The 23,528-nt window shown below is 54.9% G+C and carries 23 protein-coding genes; 9 read left to right on the forward strand and 14 right to left on the reverse strand.

Annotated elements, in window-relative coordinates; genetic code table 11:
* Positions 1-156 precede the first annotated feature (156 nt).
* Positions 157-1,113, forward strand: coding sequence for a threonine/serine dehydratase (locus AUQ43_RS05955; RefSeq protein ID WP_062955400.1), 957 nt, complete (start codon positions 157-159; stop codon positions 1,111-1,113).
* Positions 1,114-1,241: 128 nt separating this feature from the next.
* On the opposite strand, the gene rpmF is transcribed toward AUQ43_RS05955, so the two are convergent.
* From rpmF to AUQ43_RS05980, 5 genes are all read right to left on the reverse strand, one after another.
* Positions 1,242-1,421, reverse strand: a complete 180-nt coding sequence (gene rpmF, locus AUQ43_RS05960; RefSeq protein ID WP_062951864.1) for a 50S ribosomal protein L32 — start codon at positions 1,419-1,421, stop codon at positions 1,242-1,244.
* Positions 1,422-1,462: 41 nt separating this feature from the next.
* A complete protein-coding gene (locus AUQ43_RS05965) occupies positions 1,463-2,149 on the reverse strand; it encodes a GNAT family N-acetyltransferase (RefSeq protein ID WP_062955351.1) in 687 nt (228 codons plus the stop codon).
* Positions 2,146-2,664, reverse strand: coding sequence for a GNAT family N-acetyltransferase (locus tag AUQ43_RS05970; protein ID WP_181838546.1), 519 nt, complete (start codon positions 2,662-2,664; stop codon positions 2,146-2,148). Before AUQ43_RS05970 ends, AUQ43_RS05965 begins: the two co-directional genes overlap by 4 nt.
* Before the next feature lie 45 nt (positions 2,665-2,709).
* Positions 2,710-3,567, reverse strand: a complete 858-nt coding sequence (gene sseA / locus AUQ43_RS05975; RefSeq protein WP_062955353.1) for a 3-mercaptopyruvate sulfurtransferase — start codon at positions 3,565-3,567, stop codon at positions 2,710-2,712.
* 171 nt (positions 3,568-3,738) lie between these two features.
* A complete protein-coding gene (locus AUQ43_RS05980; RefSeq protein ID WP_062955401.1) occupies positions 3,739-4,449 on the reverse strand; it encodes an alanyl-tRNA editing protein in 711 nt (236 codons plus the stop codon).
* Positions 4,450-4,698: 249 nt separating this feature from the next.
* Between AUQ43_RS05980 and AUQ43_RS05985 the strand changes: the two genes are divergently transcribed.
* The 3 genes from AUQ43_RS05985 to AUQ43_RS05995 all read left to right on the forward strand — a co-directional run bounded on the left by AUQ43_RS05985 (position 4,699) and on the right by AUQ43_RS05995 (position 6,547).
* Complete coding sequence (locus tag AUQ43_RS05985; protein ID WP_062955354.1) at positions 4,699-5,352, forward strand: hypothetical protein; 654 nt, start codon at positions 4,699-4,701, stop codon at positions 5,350-5,352.
* 86 nt (positions 5,353-5,438) lie between these two features.
* Positions 5,439-5,966 (forward strand): hypothetical protein, encoded by a 528-nt coding sequence (locus tag AUQ43_RS05990; protein WP_062955355.1) that lies wholly within the window; start codon positions 5,439-5,441, stop codon positions 5,964-5,966.
* Positions 5,967-6,268: 302 nt separating this feature from the next.
* Complete coding sequence (locus tag AUQ43_RS05995; RefSeq protein WP_062955356.1) at positions 6,269-6,547, forward strand: hypothetical protein; 279 nt, start codon at positions 6,269-6,271, stop codon at positions 6,545-6,547.
* A gap of 48 nt (positions 6,548-6,595) precedes the next feature.
* Here AUQ43_RS05995 and AUQ43_RS06000 read toward each other — a convergent pair whose 3' ends face one another.
* Both AUQ43_RS06000 and AUQ43_RS06005 read right to left on the reverse strand, forming a co-directional pair.
* Complete coding sequence (locus AUQ43_RS06000; RefSeq protein ID WP_062955357.1) at positions 6,596-7,771, reverse strand: PA0069 family radical SAM protein; 1,176 nt, start codon at positions 7,769-7,771, stop codon at positions 6,596-6,598.
* A gap of 72 nt (positions 7,772-7,843) precedes the next feature.
* Positions 7,844-9,505: an inverse autotransporter beta domain-containing protein gene (locus tag AUQ43_RS06005; RefSeq protein ID WP_062955358.1), complete on the reverse strand. Its 1,662-nt coding sequence runs from the start codon at positions 9,503-9,505 to the stop codon at positions 7,844-7,846.
* Between the two features lie 354 nt (positions 9,506-9,859).
* On the opposite strand from AUQ43_RS06005, the gene AUQ43_RS06010 reads away from it, so the two are divergent.
* Entirely contained in the window at positions 9,860-10,492 is a 633-nt protein-coding gene (locus AUQ43_RS06010; protein WP_062955359.1) for a LysE family translocator, read from the forward strand.
* Between the two features lie 54 nt (positions 10,493-10,546).
* Here the strand turns inward: AUQ43_RS06010 and AUQ43_RS20235 are convergent, their stop codons facing one another.
* The 4 genes from AUQ43_RS20235 to AUQ43_RS06025 all read right to left on the reverse strand — a co-directional run bounded on the left by AUQ43_RS20235 (position 10,547) and on the right by AUQ43_RS06025 (position 14,504).
* Entirely contained in the window at positions 10,547-10,705 is a 159-nt protein-coding gene (locus AUQ43_RS20235; protein WP_157088438.1) for a hypothetical protein, read from the reverse strand.
* 1 nt (position 10,706) lies between these two features.
* A complete protein-coding gene (locus AUQ43_RS06015; protein ID WP_062955360.1) occupies positions 10,707-12,281 on the reverse strand; it encodes an L-lactate permease in 1,575 nt (524 codons plus the stop codon).
* A gap of 181 nt (positions 12,282-12,462) precedes the next feature.
* Complete coding sequence (locus AUQ43_RS06020) at positions 12,463-13,482, reverse strand: LLM class flavin-dependent oxidoreductase (protein WP_062955361.1); 1,020 nt, start codon at positions 13,480-13,482, stop codon at positions 12,463-12,465.
* Between the two features lie 131 nt (positions 13,483-13,613).
* Positions 13,614-14,504: a LysR family transcriptional regulator gene (locus AUQ43_RS06025; protein WP_062955362.1), complete on the reverse strand. Its 891-nt coding sequence runs from the start codon at positions 14,502-14,504 to the stop codon at positions 13,614-13,616.
* Positions 14,505-14,615: 111 nt separating this feature from the next.
* On the opposite strand from AUQ43_RS06025, the gene AUQ43_RS06030 reads away from it, so the two are divergent.
* Positions 14,616-15,974, forward strand: a complete 1,359-nt coding sequence (locus AUQ43_RS06030; RefSeq protein ID WP_114129823.1) for an MFS transporter — start codon at positions 14,616-14,618, stop codon at positions 15,972-15,974.
* A 65-nt stretch (positions 15,975-16,039) separates the two neighbouring features.
* Here AUQ43_RS06030 and AUQ43_RS06035 read toward each other — a convergent pair whose 3' ends face one another.
* Positions 16,040-17,038, reverse strand: coding sequence for a cysteine synthase A (locus AUQ43_RS06035; protein WP_062955363.1), 999 nt, complete (start codon positions 17,036-17,038; stop codon positions 16,040-16,042).
* 138 nt (positions 17,039-17,176) lie between these two features.
* A complete protein-coding gene (locus AUQ43_RS06040; protein ID WP_062955364.1) occupies positions 17,177-17,788 on the reverse strand; it encodes an NUDIX domain-containing protein in 612 nt (203 codons plus the stop codon).
* Between the two features lie 287 nt (positions 17,789-18,075).
* On the opposite strand from AUQ43_RS06040, the gene AUQ43_RS06045 reads away from it, so the two are divergent.
* The 3 genes from AUQ43_RS06045 (at position 18,076) to AUQ43_RS06055 (ending at position 21,953) form a co-directional block, all read left to right on the forward strand.
* Positions 18,076-19,707 carry a diguanylate cyclase domain-containing protein gene (locus AUQ43_RS06045; protein ID WP_062955365.1) on the forward strand — a complete coding sequence of 544 codons (1,632 nt, stop codon included), beginning with the start codon at positions 18,076-18,078 and terminating at the stop codon, positions 19,705-19,707.
* Between the two features lie 90 nt (positions 19,708-19,797).
* On the forward strand, positions 19,798-20,307 hold the full coding sequence (locus AUQ43_RS06050) for a GNAT family N-acetyltransferase (RefSeq protein WP_062955366.1): 510 nt from the start codon (positions 19,798-19,800) through the stop codon (positions 20,305-20,307).
* Positions 20,308-20,495: 188 nt separating this feature from the next.
* Positions 20,496-21,953: an aminoacyl-histidine dipeptidase gene (locus AUQ43_RS06055; protein ID WP_062955367.1), complete on the forward strand. Its 1,458-nt coding sequence runs from the start codon at positions 20,496-20,498 to the stop codon at positions 21,951-21,953.
* A 48-nt stretch (positions 21,954-22,001) separates the two neighbouring features.
* On the opposite strand, the gene AUQ43_RS06060 is transcribed toward AUQ43_RS06055, so the two are convergent.
* Positions 22,002-23,366 carry a DnaJ domain-containing protein gene (locus AUQ43_RS06060; RefSeq protein WP_062955368.1) on the reverse strand — a complete coding sequence of 455 codons (1,365 nt, stop codon included), beginning with the start codon at positions 23,364-23,366 and terminating at the stop codon, positions 22,002-22,004.
* Positions 23,367-23,528 lie beyond the last annotated feature (162 nt).

The raw sequence follows: 23,528 nt of genomic DNA on the forward strand, positions 1-23,528 counted from the left end.
TCCTTGGGCGCGACGTCTTATGGTTCAAAGACAAACCACCTTGGCGGCATGCATTCAAGGCTTTTTGCGACAAAGCCATTGTCAAACCCTGTCATCGGGCTATTTCTTACGAGCGATAACCGCGAAAAAATATCAAGAAAACATCAAGGGGGCCTTGTGATTGAACTTCAGGATTTTCGTGCCGCACGCCGTGCCATTTCGGATCATGTCCGTCTAACCCCGCTCTTCGAAGTCAGCAATTTTGGTGACACATCGTGCTTTGCGAACCGGGATCATATCCCCGAGATGTTCCTTAAGCTTGAAAACATGCAGGTCAGCGGATCCTTCAAGGCGCGCGGGGCAATGAATGCCGCGCTTGCCCTTGATCCCGCACAAAGATCTGCCGGTCTGTGCACGGCATCGGGTGGCAATCACGGCATGGGTGTTATCAATGCGGCCCGCACACTGGGTGTGCCGGTGAAAATCTTCCTGCCGACCAATACCCCGCAGCCCAAGGTCAAAAAACTGCGTGCGCAGGGTGTCGACGTGGCTTTGGTCGGAGCTGTTTGGGATGATGCCAACCGTGCCGCGATGGAACACGCACATGAAAGCGGTATGGCCTATATCCACCCGTTCGCCGATCCGAAGGTGATTGCGGGGCAGGGAACCATCGCGCTTGAGCTTCTGGAACAGCAACCAGACCTTGATACGCTGGTCGTCGCGATTGGTGGCGGCGGGCTGATTGCCGGTGTGGCGACCGCAGCCCGGTTGCTGCGCCCGTCGATCCGGGTGATCGGCGTGGAGCCGACCGGGGCGGCAACCCTGTTTGAAAGCCTCAAGGCCAACGAAGTCGTGACATTGCCGAGTGTGAATACAGCAGCCACCAGTCTGGCTCCGCGTCAGTCATCCGCGCTTAATGTCGATCTGATTGGCAAGAATGTTGATCGCATTGCACTTGTCAGTGACGAGGAAATGCAAAAATCTGCCAAGTGGCTTTGGAAGGAGTTTGGTATTTCCGTCGAGCTTTCGGCGGCGGCCGGGATCGCAGCCGTCATGAACGACCGTCTTGGGGAAAAAAGCCCGGGGCGGGTCGGTGTGATTGTCTGTGGTACTGGAACGGACGGATTTGAGTAGGGGTGAATAAAAAGGGATGAAACCAAACGGTTTCATCCCTTTTTAAACCAGACGCCAGTCCAAATGGACTGGCGCGGAAATATATAGCGTCGCAAACCGCCAAAGAGCAAAAGCTCTCCGGTGCGGAATTACATCTTCGGCTCGACCACCTGACGACCACGGTACATACCGGTGTTCAGGTCAATGTGGTGCGGGCGATGCAGTTCGCCGGTCTCTTTGTCTTCGCGGTACGAGCCCTTGGCGAGCTTGTCATGCGAGCGACGCATGCCCTGACGGGACTTGGTCACTTTTTTCTTTGGCACTGCCATGGGTCATCATCCTCTGGCTTGGGTAAACTCAGGCGCGCTTGTTACCGTGCGCGGTCGGGAAAGTCAACGATCAAAGTGTCGGAATCTGCATTATTTGCATTTTCCGTGTCACTTTTGCGATCTGGCGCTTCACCACCAGAATGACCATCATGATCAACATGATGATCAATTTGCGGGATCAGCCCTGTATCGCGCGGATCGTCAACAATATCGGTTCGCTGGTCGTATATCGCAAAACCTGCCTTTTGATAAGCCCCAAGTGCACTTGGATGATCAAGTGTGCAGGTATTTACTGTCAGGCGCGCGGGTTTGAAGCTCCAGGCGGTATCAATCGCCCAGTCAAGCAGGTATTTGCCAAGGCCCTTGCCGATGAACTCGGGCATCAGACCCATATAATGCAGATCGATTACGCCATCGGATTCCAGTGACGCCAGTTCAAGCTCGGCGAAACCGGCAGGCACGCCAGCGACATAGAGCACGTAAACATGGGTTTCCGGCTTGGCAAGGATTGGGGCCAGTTCCTCGTCGCTCATCAGGCGGCGTTCCCACCACAGCCACGGCTCGCCAACTGTATTATAAAGGTAGCGATAAAATGACAGGGTGGGCTCTTCGGCCCGGACAATGGCAACCTTGCCCGGCGGCACGATGGCAGGTGCGCGGTCGGGCGGGCTTTGCATTTCAAGGAAGCTGATGACAACTTCCAGCTTGCGCGGATTTGATGGGGTCATTGGTCTAAACTCTTGCGCATTATTTTGTTTTGGGGCGGATCAGGTTGATCCTGATCGGTGACGCTTCCAATAAAGTCATAGCCGAGTTTGGCGTAAAAATCACCCGCTGCGGCGTTTTCAATTGTGACCCGGATTTCACCAAGCCGGGAAAGGCGCAGGATATCTTCGGCCAGCGCCACCAATTCACTGCCAATGCCGGACCCCTGAGCGTGTTCGGCAATTGCCAGATAATGAATCCAGCCAAAGACATCGTCATGTCCGGTCATCATCGTGGCAAAGATCTGTTGATCTTCGGGCATACGGGCGACGATGAGGCTGCCGTTACGCGCGGTAATGCAATTTTCGATATCCTGCCGGGCATCGCGGATTGCAGGGATCAGGCCGGTGTCGATCCAAAGCCGGGTGATCGCGGCGATGTCTTCGTTTGAGGGTGCTTTAAGCTGTTCAAGTTTGATGCCCGCGCCATCGGTGGTGCTGTTGGCCAAGCCTTGACCAAAGGAAGATGGGGCGGGCATCGGATTTCTCATGTCATGGGTTGCAGGGGTATCTGGGCCGGGCTGTCAAGCCGGGCCGGTGGCAACCGGGCTGTCTTCGGTGGTGGCCCATTCTGCCCATGAACCGTCATAGACCGCGACTTGTTTGTGGCCGCAAATATAGGCCCCCATCGCCAGCACACAGGCGGTCACGCCAGAGCCGCAGCTTGCGACGACTGGTTTGGTAAGATCCACGCCGGCACTATCAAATGCGGTCTTGATCTCGGTGGCAGACTTGAAAGTGCCATCCGAATTCAGAAGTTCGGTAAAGGGCAGGTTATAAGAGCCCGGCACGTGGCCGGATTTGCCCCAGGGATCATCGACCTCGCCACGGAACCGTTCGCCTGCGCGGGCATCAACCAGCTGTTCGCGCTTGGTTTTGACGTTTGAAAGAACCTGATCAAACTCGCGCAGCAAAAAGCTGTTGGCGCGCGCGGTGAAGTGGCGTTCGCGCGGCGGGGTTGGCGCATCGGTGACTGGCCGCCCCTCGGCAAGCCATTTGGGCAGGCCGCCATCCAGAACGACGACATCGTGGTGGCCAAAATGACGCAGCATCCACCATGCCCGGCAGGCCGCAAGGGCAGAGCCCTTTTGGCTATAGACAACCACACGCACACCATCGCCAAGGCCAAGCTTGCGGACCTTGGCGGAAAACTTGATCGCGTCGGGCATCATGTGCGGCAGCGGTGCGCTGTCATCGGCGGCAATATCATCGATATCAAAGAAAACCGCGCCCGGAATGTGTTCGGCATCATAGAATTCGCGGGCATTCTTGTTTTCGGCTGGCATATACCAGCTGGCATCGACGACGCGCACGTCCGGTGCATCAAGATGATCCGCAAGCCATTGGGTGGACACAAGGGCGTCGGAAAGTGGGTTGGTCATGGACAAGCTCCGATTGGCAATGGTGGGATTCCGGTTGGGTCCGGGATCATTTTAAATTGGTCCTGAGTTTAAGTCTAAATTTGTAACTGTCCTGCCGTTCTCTGGCAACCGGCAGGCTGTGTGAATGGTGGGGCATTCGCGTGCCTGCCTTGGTGATGCTTTCAAACTTGCCTAGTCCGCGAAGACAATATTGATCCGCCGGTTCTGGCGGCCTTTCTTTTCGATCTTCGAAACCATGACCTTGCCGATTTCGCCGGTGGTGCGCACATGTGTGCCGCCGCATGGCTGGAAATCAATGCCTTCGATGGTGACGGTCCGGATCGAATGTCCGTCCATCGGGGGCTGCACGGACATGGTGCGAACAAGTTCTGGATTGGCTTTGAGTTCGGCCACCGTGATCTCACCGTCATAAACATCCGCGTTGCGCGCGATCAGTTCATTGAGTTTCTCGCTGATCTCATCCTTATCAAGCGTCGCGTCGGGCAGATTGAAATCAAGTCGCGCCTTGTGGGCGGCGATGTTGCCGCCGGTTACATCGCCCTCGACGACCGCGCACAGAAGATGCAGGCAGGTATGGAAGCGCATCAGCTTGTGGCGATTGTCCCAATCAAGCTCAGCCGTGACCGTGTCGCCAACCGCAGGCAGGGGGTGATCATCGGCAATGATGTGCAGGATGCGTCCTGTTTCGCGGTCCTTGACTGTCGTGGCGACGGGCAGGGAGGTGCCATCGCCAAGTGTGAGCGTGCCAATGTCGCCTGACTGACCGCCTGCGGTTGCGTAAAACACCGTCTGGTCAAGCTCGATACCGCGATCTGAAACGCTGGTGACGGTTGCGGCACAGTTTTGGGCATAGGCGTCTTCGCGAAACATTAGGCGTGTCATTTTTCTTCCTTCCCGTGTGGTGGCGTTCTTTGTCTGGTCATCCGCCTTGCTGTCAGGCTGTTTGCGACAGGTGCAGATAACTGTTTCGTTGAGCGCATGGTGCGGTGGGGGCCGGGCGATTGTCGAGGCCAAAATTGCCAAAGAACTCATGCGCGTTTTGTATGTAAGTGTACATAAATGTAATATACATGTTGAAAAAGTTACGAAATGTATGGTATTGGTGCCGTGTAATTCAGGAGTGCAGCAGCCGTGCCAGCCGTTATTCATGTCAAACTTTCCGGTGAGGGGGACTTCGGACCGGTGGATCTCGAATGTGCGATCCCGCCCGCACGTTTGCCTGTGGTCATGGCGGCACTGTTCGGTTCGGCCCAATCCGGTGCAGTTATGGCGCATGGTCGTTTGGCCGCAGGGGCGGCTGTAGCCGGGAACACCGAAATATCTGCCAATGCCAGTCAGGATGTGCACCGTGCGGATACCGCGTCTGGGGAAGATTTGTCGGCGCAGGGAGCGGCAGGACTGACTGCGGCAGGACTGACTAATGCCAATGTCGTTGCAGATGAAGGGATCGCTGTCGGTTCAAATGCGGTCGATCCGGGGATGTTCATTACAGGCTTTGTCGGCAGTTTCGGGGATCTGGTCGGTCGTTTGCAGCCACGCGGGTTTGCCGAAATAATATTGCTGGCTGCGATCTGGCTGCAATATCGTGATGGCAGGAACTTTGTGACACGGGGCGATATCCGTCGACTTTTGCGTCGTCAGGTTCATTTGCGAATGCCGCGAAATTTCAGCCGGGATTTCCATGCTGCCGTGGCGCGTGGTTACCTGGAAGAGGTCGAGAACGAGGACGGATATACCGTTGCAAGTGATGGTTTCATCTGGTTCCGCAAAGAGTGTACAAAATAGTACAAATAGTCGAAAAATATATTGACGAAATGTATGTATAATGTATCTTTTTGCAGGGACAAACAAAAACGGGTGGGACCAGGATCATGAGCGAATGGGAAGTCAGAAGCAGCTGCCGCGTGTGGCGTGGGCGGTATGTCATTCGGGGTGACGTTGACCGTATTGCCAATGACATTGTCGAGCTGAAGCAAAACCGTTTCCCCGGACTTGAAACCGATAAGGTTTCGCTTCGGGTTGTAACCATGGCCGTGATGTCGGTTCTGGCAGAGGAATGCTGCGAAGACGGCGTAACGGCAGCTGAACTTTCATTCCTTCTGACCACCTGCCTTGGAATGCCGATTTCTCCGACCCGGATTGAGTCCGAAATGGCCGGTTTGTCGGGCCTTGTCTGGACCGGTGAATGGGGTGGCGAAACCCTTTATGTCATGGAAAAACGCGGTCTGCGTTTCTTTGAAAACGCACGCGCCAGAGCCCTTTCCAAAGATGGCAATGTAACCTCCAAAGACCGCGAAGGTGTCGCTGCCAGCGAAGCGCAGGATGCCATCAATGCCATGATTGATCCGGTGATCATCAATGAACCGGCAGCACATGCGCGATATCGCGTTGTCAGCTAAGGCATTCAGCTGACCAGTCACGCAACCAGTTATTCATTGCACCCGCCCGTTCTGCTGGCGGGTGTTTTGCTTTGCCGGAGGTGTGCCGAACAAGCAGCTTGACCAATCGAAAAAAGCGCCATATGCATAAAAGCATGGAAAACATTGTCACACATCAGAACGCCTATTTTACGTCGTGCACATAGCGCGGCGCCTGTTGATGTGTTTGTAAATTAAACCAAGACCGGCTGCCCCAGGGCGGCCTTTGTTTTTTCCATAAACCGGTTTGCCCGAGGTGGCCCCACCAACAAGGAAACCGGAAAATGACCCATATCTCTATTGCCGATCGCATGCCGACACTTGATTTCACACCCAACGCCCTGAAAGACGGGGTCGGGGTGGTGCCGCTTATTCTGATGGCAGGCTTTGCTGATACCAGTATGGCCGCAAGCGAGCTTGTCGCAAGCGGCGCAGTCCGGATCGAAGACAAACAGATTACCGATCCCGACCATCATATCCTGAGCTACGCCTTTGACGATGGTGAGGTGCTTCACCTGACCGTTGGGGGCAAAAGCACAATGCTGATCCGGCGCGCAGATTAAGCTAGATGGCGTGTCGGTCGCGAGATAGGGGCGATGTTGCTGGTGATGTCAGAACAGCGACATTTGCCCGTTCGCGCTGGGGCGTTTGAAGCCGCTGCAATCAAGGTTGAGGGATCTGTTGATCAGGCCCTGCTTTTTGCGGGCAGCATCAAAGCGTTTGGCGATCAGATCGGCAATCGGCCCCGTGCCACGCATGCGGGTGCCAAATTCCGATTGATAGGTTTCACCATCGCGCATCTGACGGATCAGGGACATCACTTTGGCCTTGCGGTCCGGGTAATGGGCATCAAGCCATTCTTCGAAAAGGTCCGCGATTTCGAGCGGTAGTCGCAAGACAATATGACTGATCGATTGCGCCCCGGCTTCCTTGCAGGCAGCCACGATCTTTTCGATTTCCATGTCATCGAGGCCCGGAATGATCGGTGCACAAAGGACAGTGACCGGAATGCCTGCGTCTGAAAGCTGTCGGATGGTGTCAAGCCGACGGTGCGGGGCAGAGGCACGTGGTTCCAGAAGGTTAGAGAGGCGATGATCAAGGCTTGTGACGGATACGGCCACCGATGCCCTGTTTTTGACAGCCATCGGCGCAATCAGGTCGATGTCGCGGGTGACCAGCGCGCTTTTGGTGATCAGCGAAAAGGGATGCTGACAGTCTGACAGGACTTCGATGATGGATCGCGTCAGCTTCTTGTCACGGTCGACCGGTTGATAGGGATCGGTACTTGTGCCAATCACGATCGGGGCGGGTTGGTATGCCTTGGATGACAGTTGCTTGCGCAAAAGCTCGGCGGCTTCCGGTTTCCAGAACAGTCTGGTTTCAAAATCAAGGCCGGGGGACAAGCCCAGGTAGGCATGTGTCGGGCGGGCAAAACAATACACACAGCCATGTTCACACCCGCGATAGGGATTGATTGACCGATCAAACGGGACATCCGGGCTTTGATTGCGGGTGATCACAGAACGCGCCCCATCGATACCAAGGGTGGTTTTGGTGCGCGGGGCGTCCTGATCTTCCATCAATGTGCCCAACCATCCATCATCAACCGCCTGATGGATATGACGTTCAAATCGCCCGTCAATATTGGACACCGCACCGCGTCCCTTTTGTCCGCGGGCGGGCAAGATGTTCAGATCACATTTCGCGTTTGACCATCCATCATCAAAAATGACAGCGCGGGCGTGGGCGTGGGCGTGGGCATGGGGTTGGCTGATATTGTTCTTCATACGCTCACAATAAAGAACAAAAGAAGAACATTCAAGCCAAAGCCGATATGTCCAAATTTTTACAGCATCACGTTATGGACAGGCGCTGCCGTCTACCGCGGTGCCGTCTACCGTGACTGAGCCAGTAACGGTGGGAAGGGTTCCGCCGCCGTCACCACATGGGTTGAGGTTATTGGTGGTGTTACCTGTCCCTGACAGGTTGTTTATGGTTGATGAATTGGCGAAGAATACAAATCGCTTGTCGAAGCCTGCTCCGCTCACGGAAAGCTTGTTGTCATCGATGCTGATGTTGGAATTGTTGCCGATAATCGCCAGGAATCGGGCACCATTTGCATTGGAGGTAACGGATGAAACATTATTCTTGATCGTAACATCCTGGCTGTCTCTGATTATGATAGCGCCTGCGGTTGAGGTGCCGTTCTGCGTTGTCAGGTTGTTGTTCCGAATGGTAACATTTTGCTTTCCTTCGATGTGGACGATGTATGCTGACCCGGTCGTGTTAACGTTCGCGGTCACACCAACCAGACTGCTGTTATCGGCCATGTTAAAGAGACGTGCACCACCGCCGGCGCCGCCATTGCTGCCGGTGCCCGAGATCGATGCATCCGGAATGGTGACCGTAACCGACCGTCCTGTCGGGGTTTTGATGTCGAGTTCGCCACCCCCGACAATTGTTTGTCCATTCTGAACCGTTGTTACGGAATTGATTGCGGTGTAATTGCCGCTCAGGATCACGGTTGAATTGGCACCTGCATTGGCAATGTCAGTGGCAAAGTTCGCCGCCGATGTCGAGTTGCTGTTCAGAACTGTGATCGTTTCCCCGTCGGCAGTCTGGGTGATTTCAGTTGCTTCTGAAAACTGTCCGGCCTGACTGACCACATCAATGTCGCGAATGATGGGATCGGTCATGCGCCGTTCCATCGCGCTCAGGCGGGGTTTCGGAGTATCGCCAAAGCCCTGCAACGGGATACGAAGGCGGAAGCTGGCAAAGCCCTGCGTGCCCCGTGGGCTGTCATGCTGAATTTCCGCCCCGAGCGAAAAGCGCGACCCTTCCCACAAAAAGGGGACTTCATCAAAGGTCAGGTCCAGTCGCCCACGCGGACCCTGTACCGTATCAACATCGTCTTCCGTAAAGCGATAGCCACCGGCATAGGCACGGAGTTGCTGTCCGGCATCAGCCTCAAATAACGGAATGCGCCAGCCAATTTCCCCGTCAAAGCCACGTAATGCGCGTTCTTCACCCTGATTGTACATTAAGGTGGTACCGCTTACATCAACAGTACTCAGACTGTCCTCGAAGTATTGTGTCGTGCCGATCGGGACATAGGCATTGGCGCGAAAATCCCAATCAAGTGACAGGGCCTCTGCGCCGAAGGTCAATTGGTTGAATTTGTTGCCATAGGGGCTGTGGCGGCGGTCAAAGTAACCATAGCCGCCAATGTTCCATCCCGAATCAAGCATCTGACGGATGCCAAGACCGAAGTTCCCTTCGTGGCTGTTATTGTCATCCATCCGGGCGCGCAGGCTGGTGAAGGTCAATGTGTCCTCATCCTGCCAAAGCGGAATGAACAGATCCGTCTCGCCAAGGTTACGATCTGTGCCGCCTTTGCCTTCCAGGTCTATATGGGAACCCCATTTCGGTCCCGTAGGAGCCGTTTCGGCGTTACCAAGCGTGGAGGCAAGTAGGAAGGGGGCGCAAAGGGCGATGGAGCGGATGGATCGGGTAACGTGCATGTTTAACCTAGTCAGCAGGGCTCACATTGCGCCTGCGCGGGCAGGCACATTGCCAAGACATCAGGAGATTTTGCTCGTGGGGAGTTTCGTGCCCCGCCGTCGCATGGCTTTTGCCATATTGATTTTGTCGTAACGACCGTAGTGCCGCCTGATCCTGACGGCCACTTCTATTCTTTATCATTTTGGCAGAAGTTATCATTTTCCTGATCCCGGCAGGCTGACCGGACCGGGCAAGGAAAATGTATGGTCACAATGATTTTCTTGTTGGTTGATTAAGGCGGGATATAGTCAAGGCAAGGTGCGAAACGTCATCAGTCAATGCGCACCGTTTGATCATTTGCAAAGGATCGCCCCATGGATTGGTCACAGGTTTTGAGTTTTGCGCTGGTTGCGTCGTTGCTTGTCATGTCGCCGGGGCCCAATGGTGTTCTGGTTGCCAAGACGGTGCCGACATCAGGACGTCTGGCCGGTATGGCCAATGTTGCCGGATTTGTGACGGCCTTTTACCTGCACGGGACTTTGTCGATCCTTGGTATTTCGGTCATCCTCGTGCAATCCGCACAGGCCTTCATGATCGTGAAGTTTTTGGGGGCGGCCTATTTGTGCTGGATCGGGTTCAAGGCGCTGCGTGATGCGTGGCGCGGGGTGAAAACGGTTGGCGCAGTTTCACCGGCCAAGCGCAAACGCACGTTAATCAATGCCTATGGCGAGGGGTTCTTGACCAATGCCCTTAACCCCAAGACGTCGATGTTTTACTTGGCAGCCTTCCCGCAATTCATCCCGGTAGGAGAGGGGGCGGTGACATCGGCCTTTATGCTGGTGTGTCTGCACGGGGCGATCAACGCGGTATGGTTCGGGGCAATGGTGATGTTAATGGCACGGTTGACGCGCCTTGCCGGGAGTGGTCGTTTCCAACGCGCGCTCAAGGCAACCACCGGGGCAGTGTTCATTGCCTTTGGCGTCAAGCTGGCAGCCCTTCGCCCATAAATCCCGCCAAAGATATTCTGATAAGCCCGTCGGCCAGATTGGTCGGCGGGCTTTTCATTTTCGCACCACAATCAGGGCCATGACGGCACAAAACAGGGCAAACAGGATGTCGCTTGCAGCGATATTGCCTGTTACCAGTGCCTCAAACGCGGCAATCGGCAGGATGATCGAGGTCAGGACGAGAAAGACCGGGTTAAACAGTTTCTGTTTCATCTTATGCGCCCCCGTTCATCGTCGTGATCAAAAGTATCCCGAGTGCCATGAAGCCGCAAAGTGCGGTCAGGATGACACCGGTTTTAAGAACAACCGACAGCACTGGTCCTTCCTTTCCCGACAGACCGACTGTGGAACAGCCAACCAGAATTTTCGACGGTGCCAGCATGCTGCCAAGTGATGCGCCCGTTGCCTGTGCTGCCAGAACAAGGGCGGTTGAAAGGCCGGAAAGTTCGGCGGTGTGACGCTGGAACATGCCAAAGACGACGTTGGAATTGTTCGTGCTGCCGGTCATGAAGGCGCCAAGCGCACCAATCGCCGGTGAAATCACCGGATAGGCGACGGCAAACGCCCCGGAAAAGACAGCAGCCCCGCCTTCGGCCAGGGCATAGGTCATGCCTGCATGATCCATGATGATGGCAAGGCCGATCACAGGCACCATGCCGATGCTGGTCGGAAGGCCGCTTTTAAGCGTGCGTTGCCAGATACGTTTGCCAATCCCGTTATCGTAATGACCGCGCAGCTTGAAGAAGGTAAAGCTGATGGCAGCCGTGTAAAGCAGCAGTGCGCCCGGATGGCCAAAGATCGCGATGGCCTTGGCACTTTCTGCTTCGATCACCCAACCGCTTGCGGTGGCCGTTTCCGGGAACTCAAGCGTGAAGCGGATCTTGCCAAGCAGCATCTCGATCGCCGGGACAAAGGTGGCAAGCGTGACCAGCAAGATGAAAACCAGATAGGGTGTGAGTGCTTCGATCAATGGCATGTGGTGATGATCATCGGCAACCTGTTCGGCAACATCATCGGGATGGGGTTTCCAGAACCGGGTCACAATGATCGATGTAACAAGCCCGGCAATCCCCGCCGTCAGGCCACCCAGTGTCCAGACACCATAGTTGGCCATGAAATACTGTACGACGCCCATCACGCCGGAAATCAGGATCAGCGGTGCCACGCGGCGGCGAATGGTGCGGAACCCGCCATCCAGCCACAAAACCGCCGCCCCGCACATGAAGCCCGACAGACCCAAAAGGATCGCGGAATAATGGGTCAATTCAGTCCCCGGAATGCCGGTAACACCTATCAATGCTTCAAACGATGTTGCCATGTTGCCAAACAGAACCGACCAGCTATGACCGATCATTGGGGCAGCAACGGCCAGCACTGGCGAGAAACCCATGCCAAGCAGAAGCGGCGCAACAACGGCAATAGGTACGCCAAAGCCTGCGACCCCCTGCAAGAAGCTGGCAAAGACGTAACCCAGTATCAGAAGCTGTAGAGGGCGATCATCGGTCAGCGACCGAATGGCGCGCCCGATGGTTTTGATTGCACCTGCTTCTTCGGCCGCGAAATAAAGGATCAATGCCGCCCAGACGATATAAAGGATATAAAGGGCCAGCATCACGCCCTTGGCCTGGGCGATGATTAGCATGCCGGGGGGGGCGCCAAAGAAGAAGACGGCAAGGATAACCGTAACAAACCAGGCGGCGGCACCGGCGCGCGCGGCACCCCAGTTCGCCTTGATCATCAGAAACAGAATGCTTGCGATTGGCAGGGCTGCCAGCAGGAAGTCGGTCATGAAGGGCGCACCATAACCTTTTGAAACAAGGGGCTATCGTTGAAGTCTTCAACGGGAAGCGCATATTGTCCGACCAATGATGCAAGCGCAAGTGGTGTGTTCTGGTATTTCGTATGATGAAAGCAAAATGCCGGATTCACGAAGAACCCGGCATTTGCAAAAAATAAGGTGTCGCTTGGCCTTAGGCGCAGTCTTTGTTCTCGGACTTTGCGTTCATTTCGCCAAATAGCTCGGCTGCAATTTCAAATGACTTCAGGCGTGCCGACTGATCAAAAATGTTGGCCGTTACCATGATTTCGTCGGCCTTGGTCATATAGGCAAACTCGCGCAGTTTCTTGCGCACCGTGTCACGGCCGCCGATGGCTGCATAGCGCATGGCGTGGTCAACCCCGGCCTTTTCAACCCGGTTCCAGACTTCGCTCATATCCTTGACAGGTTTTGGCAATTGGCCCGGTGTGCCGCGCCGCAAATTAAGGAACTGCTGTTGCATCGAGGTTGCCAGATATTCACCTTCCTCGTCGGTATCGGCGGCAAAGAAACCCATCGCCGCAATCGCGTAGGGCTTATCAAGCGCTTCGCTTGGCTCAAACCGGTTGCGATAAAGGGTCAGCGCATCCATCAGCATGTCGGGTGCAAAGTGCGATGCAAAGGCAAAGGGCAGGCCAAGGCGTGCGGCAAGGTCAGCAGAAAACAGGCTGCTGCCCAGAAGCCACATTGGAACCTGCGATCCATAGCCCGGTACAGCCCGGATCGGTGGATTGCCTTCAAGCGGGGCAAGGAATGCCTGCACTTGCAGAACGTCCTGAATAAAGCGTTCTTCGGAACCATGCATGTCACGGCGAAGGGCGGCGGCGGTGCGTTGGTCCGTGCCTGGTGCGCGGCCAATGCCCAGATCAATACGACCGGGATGAAGGGCTTCAAGGGTGCCGAACTGTTCGGCAATTACCAACGGTGCATGGTTGGGCAGCATGACGCCACCTGACCCAACGCGAATGGTTTTGGTACCCGCTGCCACATGGGCCATAACCACAGACGTCGCGGCACTGGCAATGCCAGGCATATTGTGATGTTCAGCCAGCCAATAGCGATGATAGCCAAGCTTTTCAGCATGTTGGGCGAGTGCAAGCGTATTGCGCAATGCGTCAGAGGGGTGTTCGCCTGCATTCACCGGGCAAAGATCAAGAAGGGAATATCTTAGCATAGCCAGACTTTCGATTTGGCGCGGACATCACAGAAGTTACAGGTTTGCGGCGCGCCTGATTTCACAGTTGGCATTAATCTAGCGTGAAATTGCCCGGATGCCAGCCCCGAGAACCAGATCAGTTGATCCTGTCAGCTTTGATGGGCGGCAAGGGTGCGGCTGACGAAATTACGCAATGCGGTCGAGATATCATTGCTGCGATAAGCCAGTGAAAGCTGTGCAATCGGCACTTCGCCTTCGATCTCGCGATAGGCGACACCCTTTGCCTGAAGCTGCGTCATCGGTTTGGGAACCAGCGAAAAGCCAAGCTCGGCGGCAACGAAATTGATCACGGACCCAAGCTGTGGCGCGATCTGACCCATTTGCGGTTCAAACCCGCTGTCCCGACAGGCGCTGACGACCTTGTCGTAATGGGTTGGGCCGACCGCGCGCGGGGTCAGGATCAGGGCTTCGTCGCGCAGTTCGGAAAGGGCGACTTTTTCACGTTGTGCTGCGGGGTGACCGGATGGAAGCACAAGCACCATCGGTTCGCTGGAAATCACATGCAGGCGAATGCCATCGCCCGCAATCGTATCTTGCCGCAGAAATACAGCATCAAGACGTTCATCGCGCAGACCGGCGACAAGCTGGGCCGAGTTGGCTTCTTCAAGTGTCATTTCAACGCCGGGATAACTGCGCCGGAAATCACGGAATACGCGCGGGACAGACGGGCTGAAGGCGGCGGACGCCGTGAAACCCACCCGGATCGATCCGACTTCGCCGCGCCCGGCGCGCTGGGCGGCGCGAATGGCGCGCTCTGCCAGATCGGGGAACGGCGCAACCACCTCAAGAAACGCCGTGCCTGCCTCGGTCAGTTCGGCGCCATGGGGTACGCGATGAAACAGGGCCGTGCCGATTTCATTTTCCAGATCGCGGATTTGCTGACTAAGCGGGGGTTGCCCGATGCCGATACGTGCTGCCGCACGGGTAAAGTTGCCTTCGCGGGCGACGGCAAGGAAGTAGCGGATATGGCGCAGTTCCATCGTTGATATACCTAAAACATATCATAGAAGACACTTCCATATATTGGACGGATAGATGCGATAGTGCAATCATAAGCATCACCCCACGAGATATTCCAAAAGAGGTCGCAAATGGCTGTTCCCCGGGACAATGACCCAGAACAACATTCTGTTCGTGCTGCTGATACGGCGTCATCTGATGCAACGCCCCCCATGCGTTCGCAAAGCCCGCTCGCGTCCACCAACGCAAATGCGTCTGCCGATCCGGTTTGGATCAAACCGGGATCGGCCGCATTTCGCCGTATCAGCATTGCACTGTTTTTGGCAGGCTACGCGACCTTTTCACTGATTTACTGTGTGCAGCCGCTGTTGCCGGAACTTTCAAGGCACTTTGTGGTTGGGCCAGCTGAAAGCTCGCTTGCGTTGTCTTTGACCACAGGGTTTTTGGCCTTTGCCATCTTGCTGGCAGGTGCGGTGTCAGAGGCCGTCGGGCGCAAGCAATTGATGCTGATTTCTATTTGTGTGGCTTCGGTTTTGAATCTGATCGCGCCATTTCTGTCCGACTGGCACGCCTTTCTTGTTGTCCGCGCGCTTGAAGGATTAGTGCTCGGCGGGGTTCCTGCTGTTGCCATGGCCTATCTGGCCGAGGAAATAGATCCCAAGGGCCTTGGTATGGCGATGGGCATCTACATCAGCGGGACCGCGATCGGCGGCTTGAGTGGTCGTGTCGTGATCGGTTTCCTGACTGATCTTTTTGGTTGGCACGTTGCGCTCGGCGCGATGGGGGGCTTGGGTCTGATTGCTGCCCTTGGGTTTGCTGTTCTGTTGCCGGCATCACGGAACTTTGTAAGACGTCCGGGATTTCAGGTTGGGTATCACCTGCGGGCCTGGGGCGGGCATCTGAAAAATGCAGGCTTGCCATTTGTGTTCCTGATTGGCGCTTTTGCCATGGGCTGCTTCGTGACGGTGTTCAACTATGTCGGTTTCCGACTTTCCGATGCGCCCTATGGCCTGTCACAAAGCCAGATTGGGTTGATCTTTGTTGTCTATTTGTGTGGGTCAGTGACGTCATCCATCGCCGGTGCGCTATCAGACAAAATCGGGCGTGGTCCGGTGCTGGTCGTGGGGCTGATCCTGGCCGCCCTTGGTGTCGGACTGACCGTATTTGACAGCCTGCCAGTAATCATTGGCGGGATTGTCATCCTGACCAGCGGTTTCTTCGTTGCTCATTCGATTGCCAGTGGCTGGGTCGGGCGGCTTGCCGAAACGGCCAAGGGCCATGCGTCGTCGCTGTATCTTCTGGCCTATTATCTGGGATCAAGCATCATGGGATCGGTGGGTGGCTGGTTCTGGGATCAGGGCGGATGGAACGCGGTTGCGGGCTTTGCCGGATCTCTGTTGCTTTGCGCGCTGTTATGCGGGCTTTACCTTTGGGGGCGTGCGGTAAAGATTGTGCGCCAGTCACAAACCCGGGTTGCCAGAACGGCCTGATCAAAACAAAAACCCCCGCCATGATGGACGGGGGTTTTATCTTTTAGGATGGCTTTGTGTCCGGCCTAGAGCCAATCAGGCGTCGGAAGGCCTTTTTCCTTGAGGAAGGCCGGGTTCCAAAGCTTGCTCTGATAACGGGTGCCAAGGTCACAAAGAATGGTGACGATGGTTTTGCCCGGACCGAGTTCACGGGCAAGGCGTACGGCACCGGCGACGTTGATACCGGTCGAGCCACCCATGCACAGACCTTCTTCCTTGAGCAGGTCAAAGACGATCGGCAGCATTTCCTCGTCCGAGATCTGGAACGGGTGATCGATCTCAACACCTTCAAGGTTGGCGGTGATACGACCCTGACCGATCCCCTCTGAGATCGAGCTGCCTTCGGATTTCAGTTCACCGAATTTGTAGTGGCTGTAAAGGGCCGCACCCATCGGATCGGCAAGGCCGATCTGGACGTCTTTGTTGCGATCCTTAAGCGCCATGGAAACACCGGCAAGTGTGCCGCCGGTACCAACCGCACAGATAAATCCGTCAACCTTCCCGTCGGTCTGTTCCCAGATTTCGGGTGCGGTGGTGTCAATGTGACCCTGACGGTTGGCGACGTTGTCAAACTGGTTGGCCCAGATCGCACCATTGGGTTCAGACTGCGCAAGTTCTTCGGCCAGACGGCGCGACACATGCACATAGTTGTTTTCATCGCGATAGGGAACAGCAGGTACTTCGCGCAAATCCGCGCCGAGAAGACGCAGCAGGTCTTTCTTTTCCTGGCTCTGGGTTTCCGGGATGACAATCACGGTGCGATAGCCCAAAGCATTGCCGACAGTGGCAAGGCCGATGCCGGTATTACCAGCGGTCCCTTCAACGATAACGCCGCCCGGCTTCAACAGACCGCGCGCTTCGGCGTCGCGAATGATGGCAAGGGCAGCACGGTCCTTGACCGACCCGCCCGGGTTTGCGTATTCCGCCTTGCCAAGAATGGTGCAGCCCGTCAGCTCGGAAACCTTTTTAAGCTTCACGAGAGGGGTGCGGCCAATGGCTTCGATGGTGCCATTGCGAATGTCCATGACAGACTCCAAACATGGTGGTTTTCAATTAGATTGATTGTTGATTGGTCTTTTTGCACACAAAAGTCAAGGCAGTTTAAAATATACAACGTAAATATTGTGTGATTATTGTCTTTTCTGCATATCGAACCAATTCGCTCAAACCCCGCAGTTCTGCCGCAGTCGGTCCCGGTTAAGGATCAGCCACTGAACGGCTATGGTGGTCATTGCATTGCAGAGTTGTCCATTTTGCAACATCGCAATGCATTCCTCGGCAGACACAGTAAAGACGCGAATATCTTCACCTTCCTCGTCAAGGCCATGCAACCCGCCAGCATGGGCCGCGTCAACCTGCCCGTAATAAAGCGTGACCGTCTCGCTTGAACAGCCCGGGGTCACGTAGTAATGCGAAATCAGTTCGAGTGGTCCGACGATTTTACATCCGGCTTCCTCCATCGTTTCGCGACGCGCGACGTCTTCGGCACTTTCACCGTCTTCAATGATCCCTGCGACAATTTCTGTCAGCCAGACAGGCATGGCGGGATTATCTGCATTTACTGATATGGTGCCGGGGCGAAACTGTTCAATCAGGACGACTTCATCGCGGACAGGGTCATAGGGCAAAACCGCAACAGCGTGACCACGTTCCAGAATTTCGCGCTCGACAATGGTGCTTTGAGTGCCATCAAATCTGTCATGTTGCAGCTGATAGACGTCAATCTTGCAGTAGCCGTCCCATGTGCGGGTTCGGTCAATTATTTTAAAGTTCATGTTCTTCACAGTGTTTCTCTTGGGCCGGGTTGATTTTACGCTGCGATGCGGGTTTGTCATTGCCGTCAATATTTGATTATGATTATGTATTAAGGGGTTAATTGGTTTTCGATTAATGATGCAGCCTTTTGTTTGATAGCGTCGTGTATCGGGATAGGACTGGCATCCGCTGGTTTCAATTATATTAGAACTGGTGTAACCTTTTGGATATGGCGCGAATAGAATTAGGTCGTAACTGACTGTGCCTTAATTCAGGGTTTAGGTATCTCGGGGGATACAGGGCGTTGATGCGGTTCGAACCAACGGAAATCGCACGTCTGTATGGGCGATCACGGGTCGGGGTTGTTGTACACAAGGATCTCGAAGCTGTGTATGTCAACGATGCCTATGCGAAAATGGTGGGCCGTCGCGATGTGTCGGACTTCATGAGCGACCCGGACATGCACCAGTATATCCCGCCAAGCTTCCATCACGAGGCAGACAAGCTCGCGGAAAACTACCAAAACAGTAGCGGATTCCACGGTTGGAAAAAAGTTTATAACATCCGAACCGACGGTACCCCGGTCTGGATGGAGATCAGTGACGAGACCGTCGAATGGGAGGATGGCAATGCCGTCCTGACCACAGCCCAGATGATTGACAACGGCACCACTGCGATGCAAGTCGATCATATGCTGGGCCGGTCATTCATTGGTGTGATGGTGCATCGCCATATGACTGCGCTTTACGTCAATGAAAGCTTCGCCCGCCTAATGGGTGCGGAAAGCGCCAGCGCATTCATGGAGAATCCCCATATTCTGCGCTTTATCCCCGAAGAGAACCGACCGCGCGCGATCAAGCATGTTGCAGCCATCCTCAATGGGGAGCGTCGTGGGGACCGCCATCGTGTGCGTGATATCCTTGATGACGGGAGTTTCGTCTGGCGTGATCTGACCGATGAACGCATTCTATGGCATGATGGCAAGCCCGCCATTTTGACAACGGCACATGATGTCCGTGATGAAGTTGAAATGCATCAGCAACTGGTCCGTGCCAAGGCCAGTCTGGAACAGGCTGTGACCGAAGTCATCCGAATGGTTCCGTCCGCCGTTGCAATGCTGAATGATGAGCTTGAAGTCATTCATTTCAATCACGAATTTTCACGACTGTTTGGTGTCGAAAAAACGCAAGGGTCGGCAGCAGAATTTGACATATCGGCGTTACATGAATGCTGCGCAGAAATGATGCGAAATGGCCATGGCCACGCCAATATTGATGAAATGCAAACCCCGTCGGGCCGTCTGGCCGATATCCGAATGAACATGATGGATGACGGTGGGGTGATGGTGTCGGCAACTGATATCACTGACCACAAGCGCAAGGAGCAGATGCTTGATACGCTGGCATCGACCGATGCGTTGACACGGGCTCTGAACCGCCGCGGTTTTGAAAGTGCCGTGAGCAGGCTGCGCGAGATTCGCCATCTGAAGGATAAAAGCTGGGTCTTCGGTCTGATCGTTCTTGATCTTGATTATTTCAAGAAGGTCAACGACACCCATGGGCATGCGGTCGGGGACCGTCTTCTTGAAAAGGTTGCCGATACCTTGCGTCAGGCATTGCGTGATGATGACCTCGTTGTCCGTTTGGGGGGGGAGGAGTTTGCTGTCTTGCTGCCGTCTGCGACTGCCGCCGTGACGAAACGCATCGGCGAGCGGTTGGCAAATATGATCCGCGAAATCAAGGTCCCCATCGATAAAGCTGGCGAGGAATACGTCCAGATCACAGCGAGTTTTGGTGCGACCGTCGGTGGAGAGGGGCGCCAGAAGTTCATCGAACTGTCAGACGCCATGAATGCCGCAGACGAGGCAATGTATGCCGCCAAGGATGCTGGACGCGATCAGCTCGTTTTCCGTTTTCCGGGACAAGAAGCCGATAGCTGATTGGTTGATCTTTGACTATTATCACCTTCCAATTCCCGTTGGTGAGTTGTTCATCCGCAAACCTTTGCCAAGATATTGTATGAGGCCGTAATGCGCTTGCGTTCCATGACCGATTCCGATGCCAGTCGCGTGATCGCAATCTATGGTCAGGCAATCAAATCGGGCCACGCGACCTTTCAGGAAGATGCCGGTACTTGGGAAAGCTGGGATCAGGGGCATTTGGCCGAATGCCGACTGGTGGCGTGTGACGATCAGGATTTCGTCGTTGGTTGGGCCGGCTTGTCGGGCGTGTCCAATCGTTGCGTCTATCGCGGCATTGCCGAGATATCGGTCTATGTCGACCCGGATTGTCAGGGGCAGGGTGTTGGAAGACTGCTTCTGGCAGCGTTGATCAAGGCCAGTGAAGCGCAAGGTATCTGGTCTTTGGAAGCGGGTATCTTTCCGGAAAACGAAGCCAGTCTGGCCCTGCATCATGCACTGGGCTTCGAGACGGTCGGTCGCAAGCGGGGCTTGGGGCGGATGGCCTATGGGCCGATGGCCGGTCAGTGGCGTGATGTCATGCTGTTGCAACGCCGCAGTCAGGTGGTTGGTGTCGATTAACGTAAAATCATGTTGCGCGTATCGGGGCTTTGATCGCGATAACTGCGTTTGATCTGCTGTTTTTTCGAATTTGCATGTGGCTTGGTCGAAATCACCCCGGGTATGCTTTAAATTCGTGCGGCAATAGGGTAATCAACAGGTCTGGGTAAGTGAGAACCCGTAGACCAAAATTTGCCAGGAGCGCCACCGTGAACGAGATCCGTAAAATTGCGCCAGTCGCAATCTGGGAGAATTTCCAGAAGCTTTGCGATACCCCGCGTCCGTCAAACAAGGAAGAAGCTGTCTTGCAGCTTTTGGAAAAGATGGCCGACGACAAGGGGGCTGCACATTTCCGCGATAGCGGCGGAAACCTTGTTATATCCATCCCGGCAACGGCAGGATTTGAAGGCCGCAAGATGGTCATTCTGCAGGCCCATGTGGACATGGTTACGCAGGCCAATTCCGGGTCGACCCACGATTTCGATACCGACCCGATCCGCATGGTGATGGATGGGGAATGGATTACAGCCGATAACACCACGCTTGGTGCCGATAACGGTATTGGCGCAGCGGCCATGATGGGCTTCATGACTGAAGACGGTCTTGAGCACGGTCCGCTTGAACTTCTGTTCACCGTTGACGAAGAGCGTGGTCTGACTGGTGCCATGAATCTGGAGCCGGGCCGCCTTAAGGGTGAAATCCTTCTGAACCTTGATACCGAAGACGAGTACGAGCTTTGTGTTGGTTGTGCTGGCGGTGGTGATCTGGTCGCAAGCTATAAATATAGCGAAGAAGCTGTTGGCGCCGGGCAGGTGGCCCGTGATATTGCGCTGACCGGTTTGAAAGGGGGTCATTCGGGCATTGATATTATCCTTGGCCTTGGCAATGCTAACAAGCTGATGGCGCGTTTCCTGCGCACAGCAATCCGCGATTTTGATGCGCGTATCGTTCAGATCAATGCCGGTACTGCGCGCAACGCCATCCCGCGTGAGTCGTTTGCGACGATCATTCTGCCGGAAGGCAAGGTGTCCGGATTTGAAGCCGCCCTTGACGCATTTGCAAGCGAGGTCAAAGACGAAATCGGTGCAATTGAACCCAACTTTGCCATCCGGGCAACCGACGCGGCAGTTCCGGCAAAGGCCATGAGCGCAAAAGATTCTGCTGCGTTCAACAATGCTTGCGTAGGTGCACCGAATGGTGTTCAGGCCATGAGTACATCGGTTGAAGGTGTTGTCGAGACGTCGATCAATCTTGCCATTATCAAACTTGCAGATGGTGAGGCCGACGTCACTTTGTCGGCGCGCAGTTCGATCAATTCTGCCCGTGATGCCATGCGCGAAGTCGCGACCGCCGTGTTTGAAAATATCGGGGCGTCTGTTGCCTGGGGTGATGCCTATCCGGGGTGGAAGCCTGATGCCAACAGCGAAGTGGTCAGCCTGATGAAGTCTGTTCACAAGGACATGTTTGGCAAGGAGCCGGAAATTCGTGTCATTCACGCCGGTCTTGAATGTGGTGTGCTGGGCTCGAAATACCCGCATTGGGATATGGTGTCGTTTGGCCCGACCATCAAACGTGCGCACAGCCCGGATGAGTGTGTTCATGTGCCAAGTGTTGCGCGATTCTGGGATTATTTGCTTGCCGCGCTTAAGGCGATCCCCGCCAAGTAAGATCGCCACCAGATAAAGATCGTCAGATGCGACTGATCGGGGAACCGGTCAGTCGCATTTGTTTTCTGCACACCAAGCATCGCGGGCATCAGCCCCGTTGCCGGGCACCAGTGCATCAAGATTCACAAAACCTGTTTCGCCGATGCTGGTTTCGACTTCGATCCAGAACCCCTGACTGTCGCCCGCGACATAGACCGTTTCAAAGCGGGTCAGGCGGCGAATGATGTCGTCATTCACGCTTGGACCATCCCGCAGGTTCAGAAGTTCACGGTCCACATAATAAGGGTCACGTTCTTCGCCAATAAGGTCTTTGACCTGTCGTGTGATTTCGGAGCCTTGTTTGGCAACAAGTTCCGGAATGTCGCGCGTCACAAAACCCTGTCCGGGGCCAAAAGCAATCAGGCCAAGAAAGATGATTAAAAACAGAGGGCTGAGATGCATCAGCGCATCCATCATCCCGGCACGTTTCCATTCATCCCGGACGCGCCTTGCAGGTTGCCCATCATCAAGGCGGCGCTGACTTGCACGCACCTGTTCGGCAAGGACAGATCGGTTGGTGCCGATAAAATCAAGCGCCTGTATCAATACGGCGCGTGCAAGCGGCTTGTTTCCGGTTCGCTCAAAGGCATTGGCCTGCGTAAACAGCATTTTGGCATTGCCTTCGGGCGGGAAGGTGCCGCCGCGCATGTTGCCAAGAATAGCTTTCCATGCTGGCAAGAAACTCTTCCAGCTCCAGAATCCACGTAACCATGTTTTGAAACTGGCTTTTAGTGCCATGCGCTTCGCGCCCTTGGGGGCAAGATTTGCGGTGATGGTTTCGATGTTGCAGGAATTCAGAAAGCCGCGGACGACTTTGAATTGAACCTGCCTTGGTTGGGCCGATACAACGCCGGTAATCGCACACTGGATGAACCCCTGTGCATTGGATTCGGTATTCTTGTTTTTATGGCGACGGGCACCAGGATGAATATTGCTTTTTCGCGCATTGGTTTTGGCCTGTTGTTCCCGGTAGGCCTGATTGGCGCGTGCAACTTTTTCTTCCGTCGTTTCGCGGGCCTTTTCCTGTTTGCGTCCGGCACCGGCAAAGCCCTGTTTCTCGCGGTTGGCATTTTGCGCACCCGCGGCATTCGGACCATAGGCATTTGATGTGGTGGTGCCGTTTTGCTTGGCGCCACCCGCAGGTTTTTGCGCGCTCGATGTGCTGCCGGTCTGTTTTGGCGGTTTGCGTTCGCCAATCAGGATTTCATAGGCTTCGGTGATGTCCTTGAATTTGTCTTCCGAGTCCGGGTCGGTATTGCGGTCAGGGTGAAATTCAAAGGCCAGCTTGCGATAGGCGAGCTTGATTTCCTTTGCGCTCGCGCCGGGCGCAATGTTCAGCATGCGATAATAGATGCCGAGCTGGTCGGTGTTCATGATGCGAGAAAGTTCCTGTCAGACATGCTTCCCGGCGCGGGAATTCAGTAAATTACATTTTTATCGATAACATTTCGCGGTGCAATCATAGGGGTGAAATCTTAACACGTTGTCACTTTTGACTAATTGCCATATTTTCAAGAATCACTTGAGCACCGAATG

It is taken from the genome of Thalassospira sp. MCCC 1A01148, assembly GCF_001613795.1.
Classification (GTDB): domain Bacteria; phylum Pseudomonadota; class Alphaproteobacteria; order Rhodospirillales; family Thalassospiraceae; genus Thalassospira.

Coding starts and splice junctions, on each gene's coding strand:
- rpmF (WP_062951864.1), bottom strand. CDS start 1,421: ATGGCAGTGCCAAAGAAAAAAGTGACCAAGTCCCGTCAGGGCATGCGT.
- AUQ43_RS05965 (WP_062955351.1), bottom strand. CDS start 2,149: ATGACCCCATCAAATCCGCGCAAGCTGGAAGTTGTCATCAGCTTCCTT.
- AUQ43_RS05970 (WP_181838546.1), bottom strand. CDS start 2,664: ATGCCCGCCCCATCTTCCTTTGGTCAAGGCTTGGCCAACAGCACCACC.
- sseA (WP_062955353.1), bottom strand. CDS start 3,567: ATGACCAACCCACTTTCCGACGCCCTTGTGTCCACCCAATGGCTTGCG.
- AUQ43_RS05980 (WP_062955401.1), bottom strand. CDS start 4,449: ATGACACGCCTAATGTTTCGCGAAGACGCCTATGCCCAAAACTGTGCC.
- AUQ43_RS05990 (WP_062955355.1), top strand. CDS start 5,439: ATGAGCGAATGGGAAGTCAGAAGCAGCTGCCGCGTGTGGCGTGGGCGG.
- AUQ43_RS05995 (WP_062955356.1), top strand. CDS start 6,269: ATGACCCATATCTCTATTGCCGATCGCATGCCGACACTTGATTTCACA.
- AUQ43_RS06000 (WP_062955357.1), bottom strand. CDS start 7,771: ATGAAGAACAATATCAGCCAACCCCATGCCCACGCCCACGCCCACGCC.
- AUQ43_RS06005 (WP_062955358.1), bottom strand. CDS start 9,505: ATGCACGTTACCCGATCCATCCGCTCCATCGCCCTTTGCGCCCCCTTC.
- AUQ43_RS06010 (WP_062955359.1), top strand. CDS start 9,860: ATGGATTGGTCACAGGTTTTGAGTTTTGCGCTGGTTGCGTCGTTGCTT.
- AUQ43_RS20235 (WP_157088438.1), bottom strand. CDS start 10,705: ATGAAACAGAAACTGTTTAACCCGGTCTTTCTCGTCCTGACCTCGATC.
- AUQ43_RS06015 (WP_062955360.1), bottom strand. CDS start 12,281: ATGACCGACTTCCTGCTGGCAGCCCTGCCAATCGCAAGCATTCTGTTT.
- AUQ43_RS06020 (WP_062955361.1), bottom strand. CDS start 13,482: ATGCTAAGATATTCCCTTCTTGATCTTTGCCCGGTGAATGCAGGCGAA.
- AUQ43_RS06025 (WP_062955362.1), bottom strand. CDS start 14,504: ATGGAACTGCGCCATATCCGCTACTTCCTTGCCGTCGCCCGCGAAGGC.
- AUQ43_RS06030 (WP_114129823.1), top strand. CDS start 14,616: ATGGCTGTTCCCCGGGACAATGACCCAGAACAACATTCTGTTCGTGCT.
- AUQ43_RS06035 (WP_062955363.1), bottom strand. CDS start 17,038: ATGGACATTCGCAATGGCACCATCGAAGCCATTGGCCGCACCCCTCTC.
- AUQ43_RS06040 (WP_062955364.1), bottom strand. CDS start 17,788: ATGAACTTTAAAATAATTGACCGAACCCGCACATGGGACGGCTACTGC.
- AUQ43_RS06045 (WP_062955365.1), top strand. CDS start 18,076: ATGCGGTTCGAACCAACGGAAATCGCACGTCTGTATGGGCGATCACGG.
- AUQ43_RS06050 (WP_062955366.1), top strand. CDS start 19,798: ATGCGCTTGCGTTCCATGACCGATTCCGATGCCAGTCGCGTGATCGCA.
- AUQ43_RS06060 (WP_062955368.1), bottom strand. CDS start 23,366: ATGAACACCGACCAGCTCGGCATCTATTATCGCATGCTGAACATTGCG.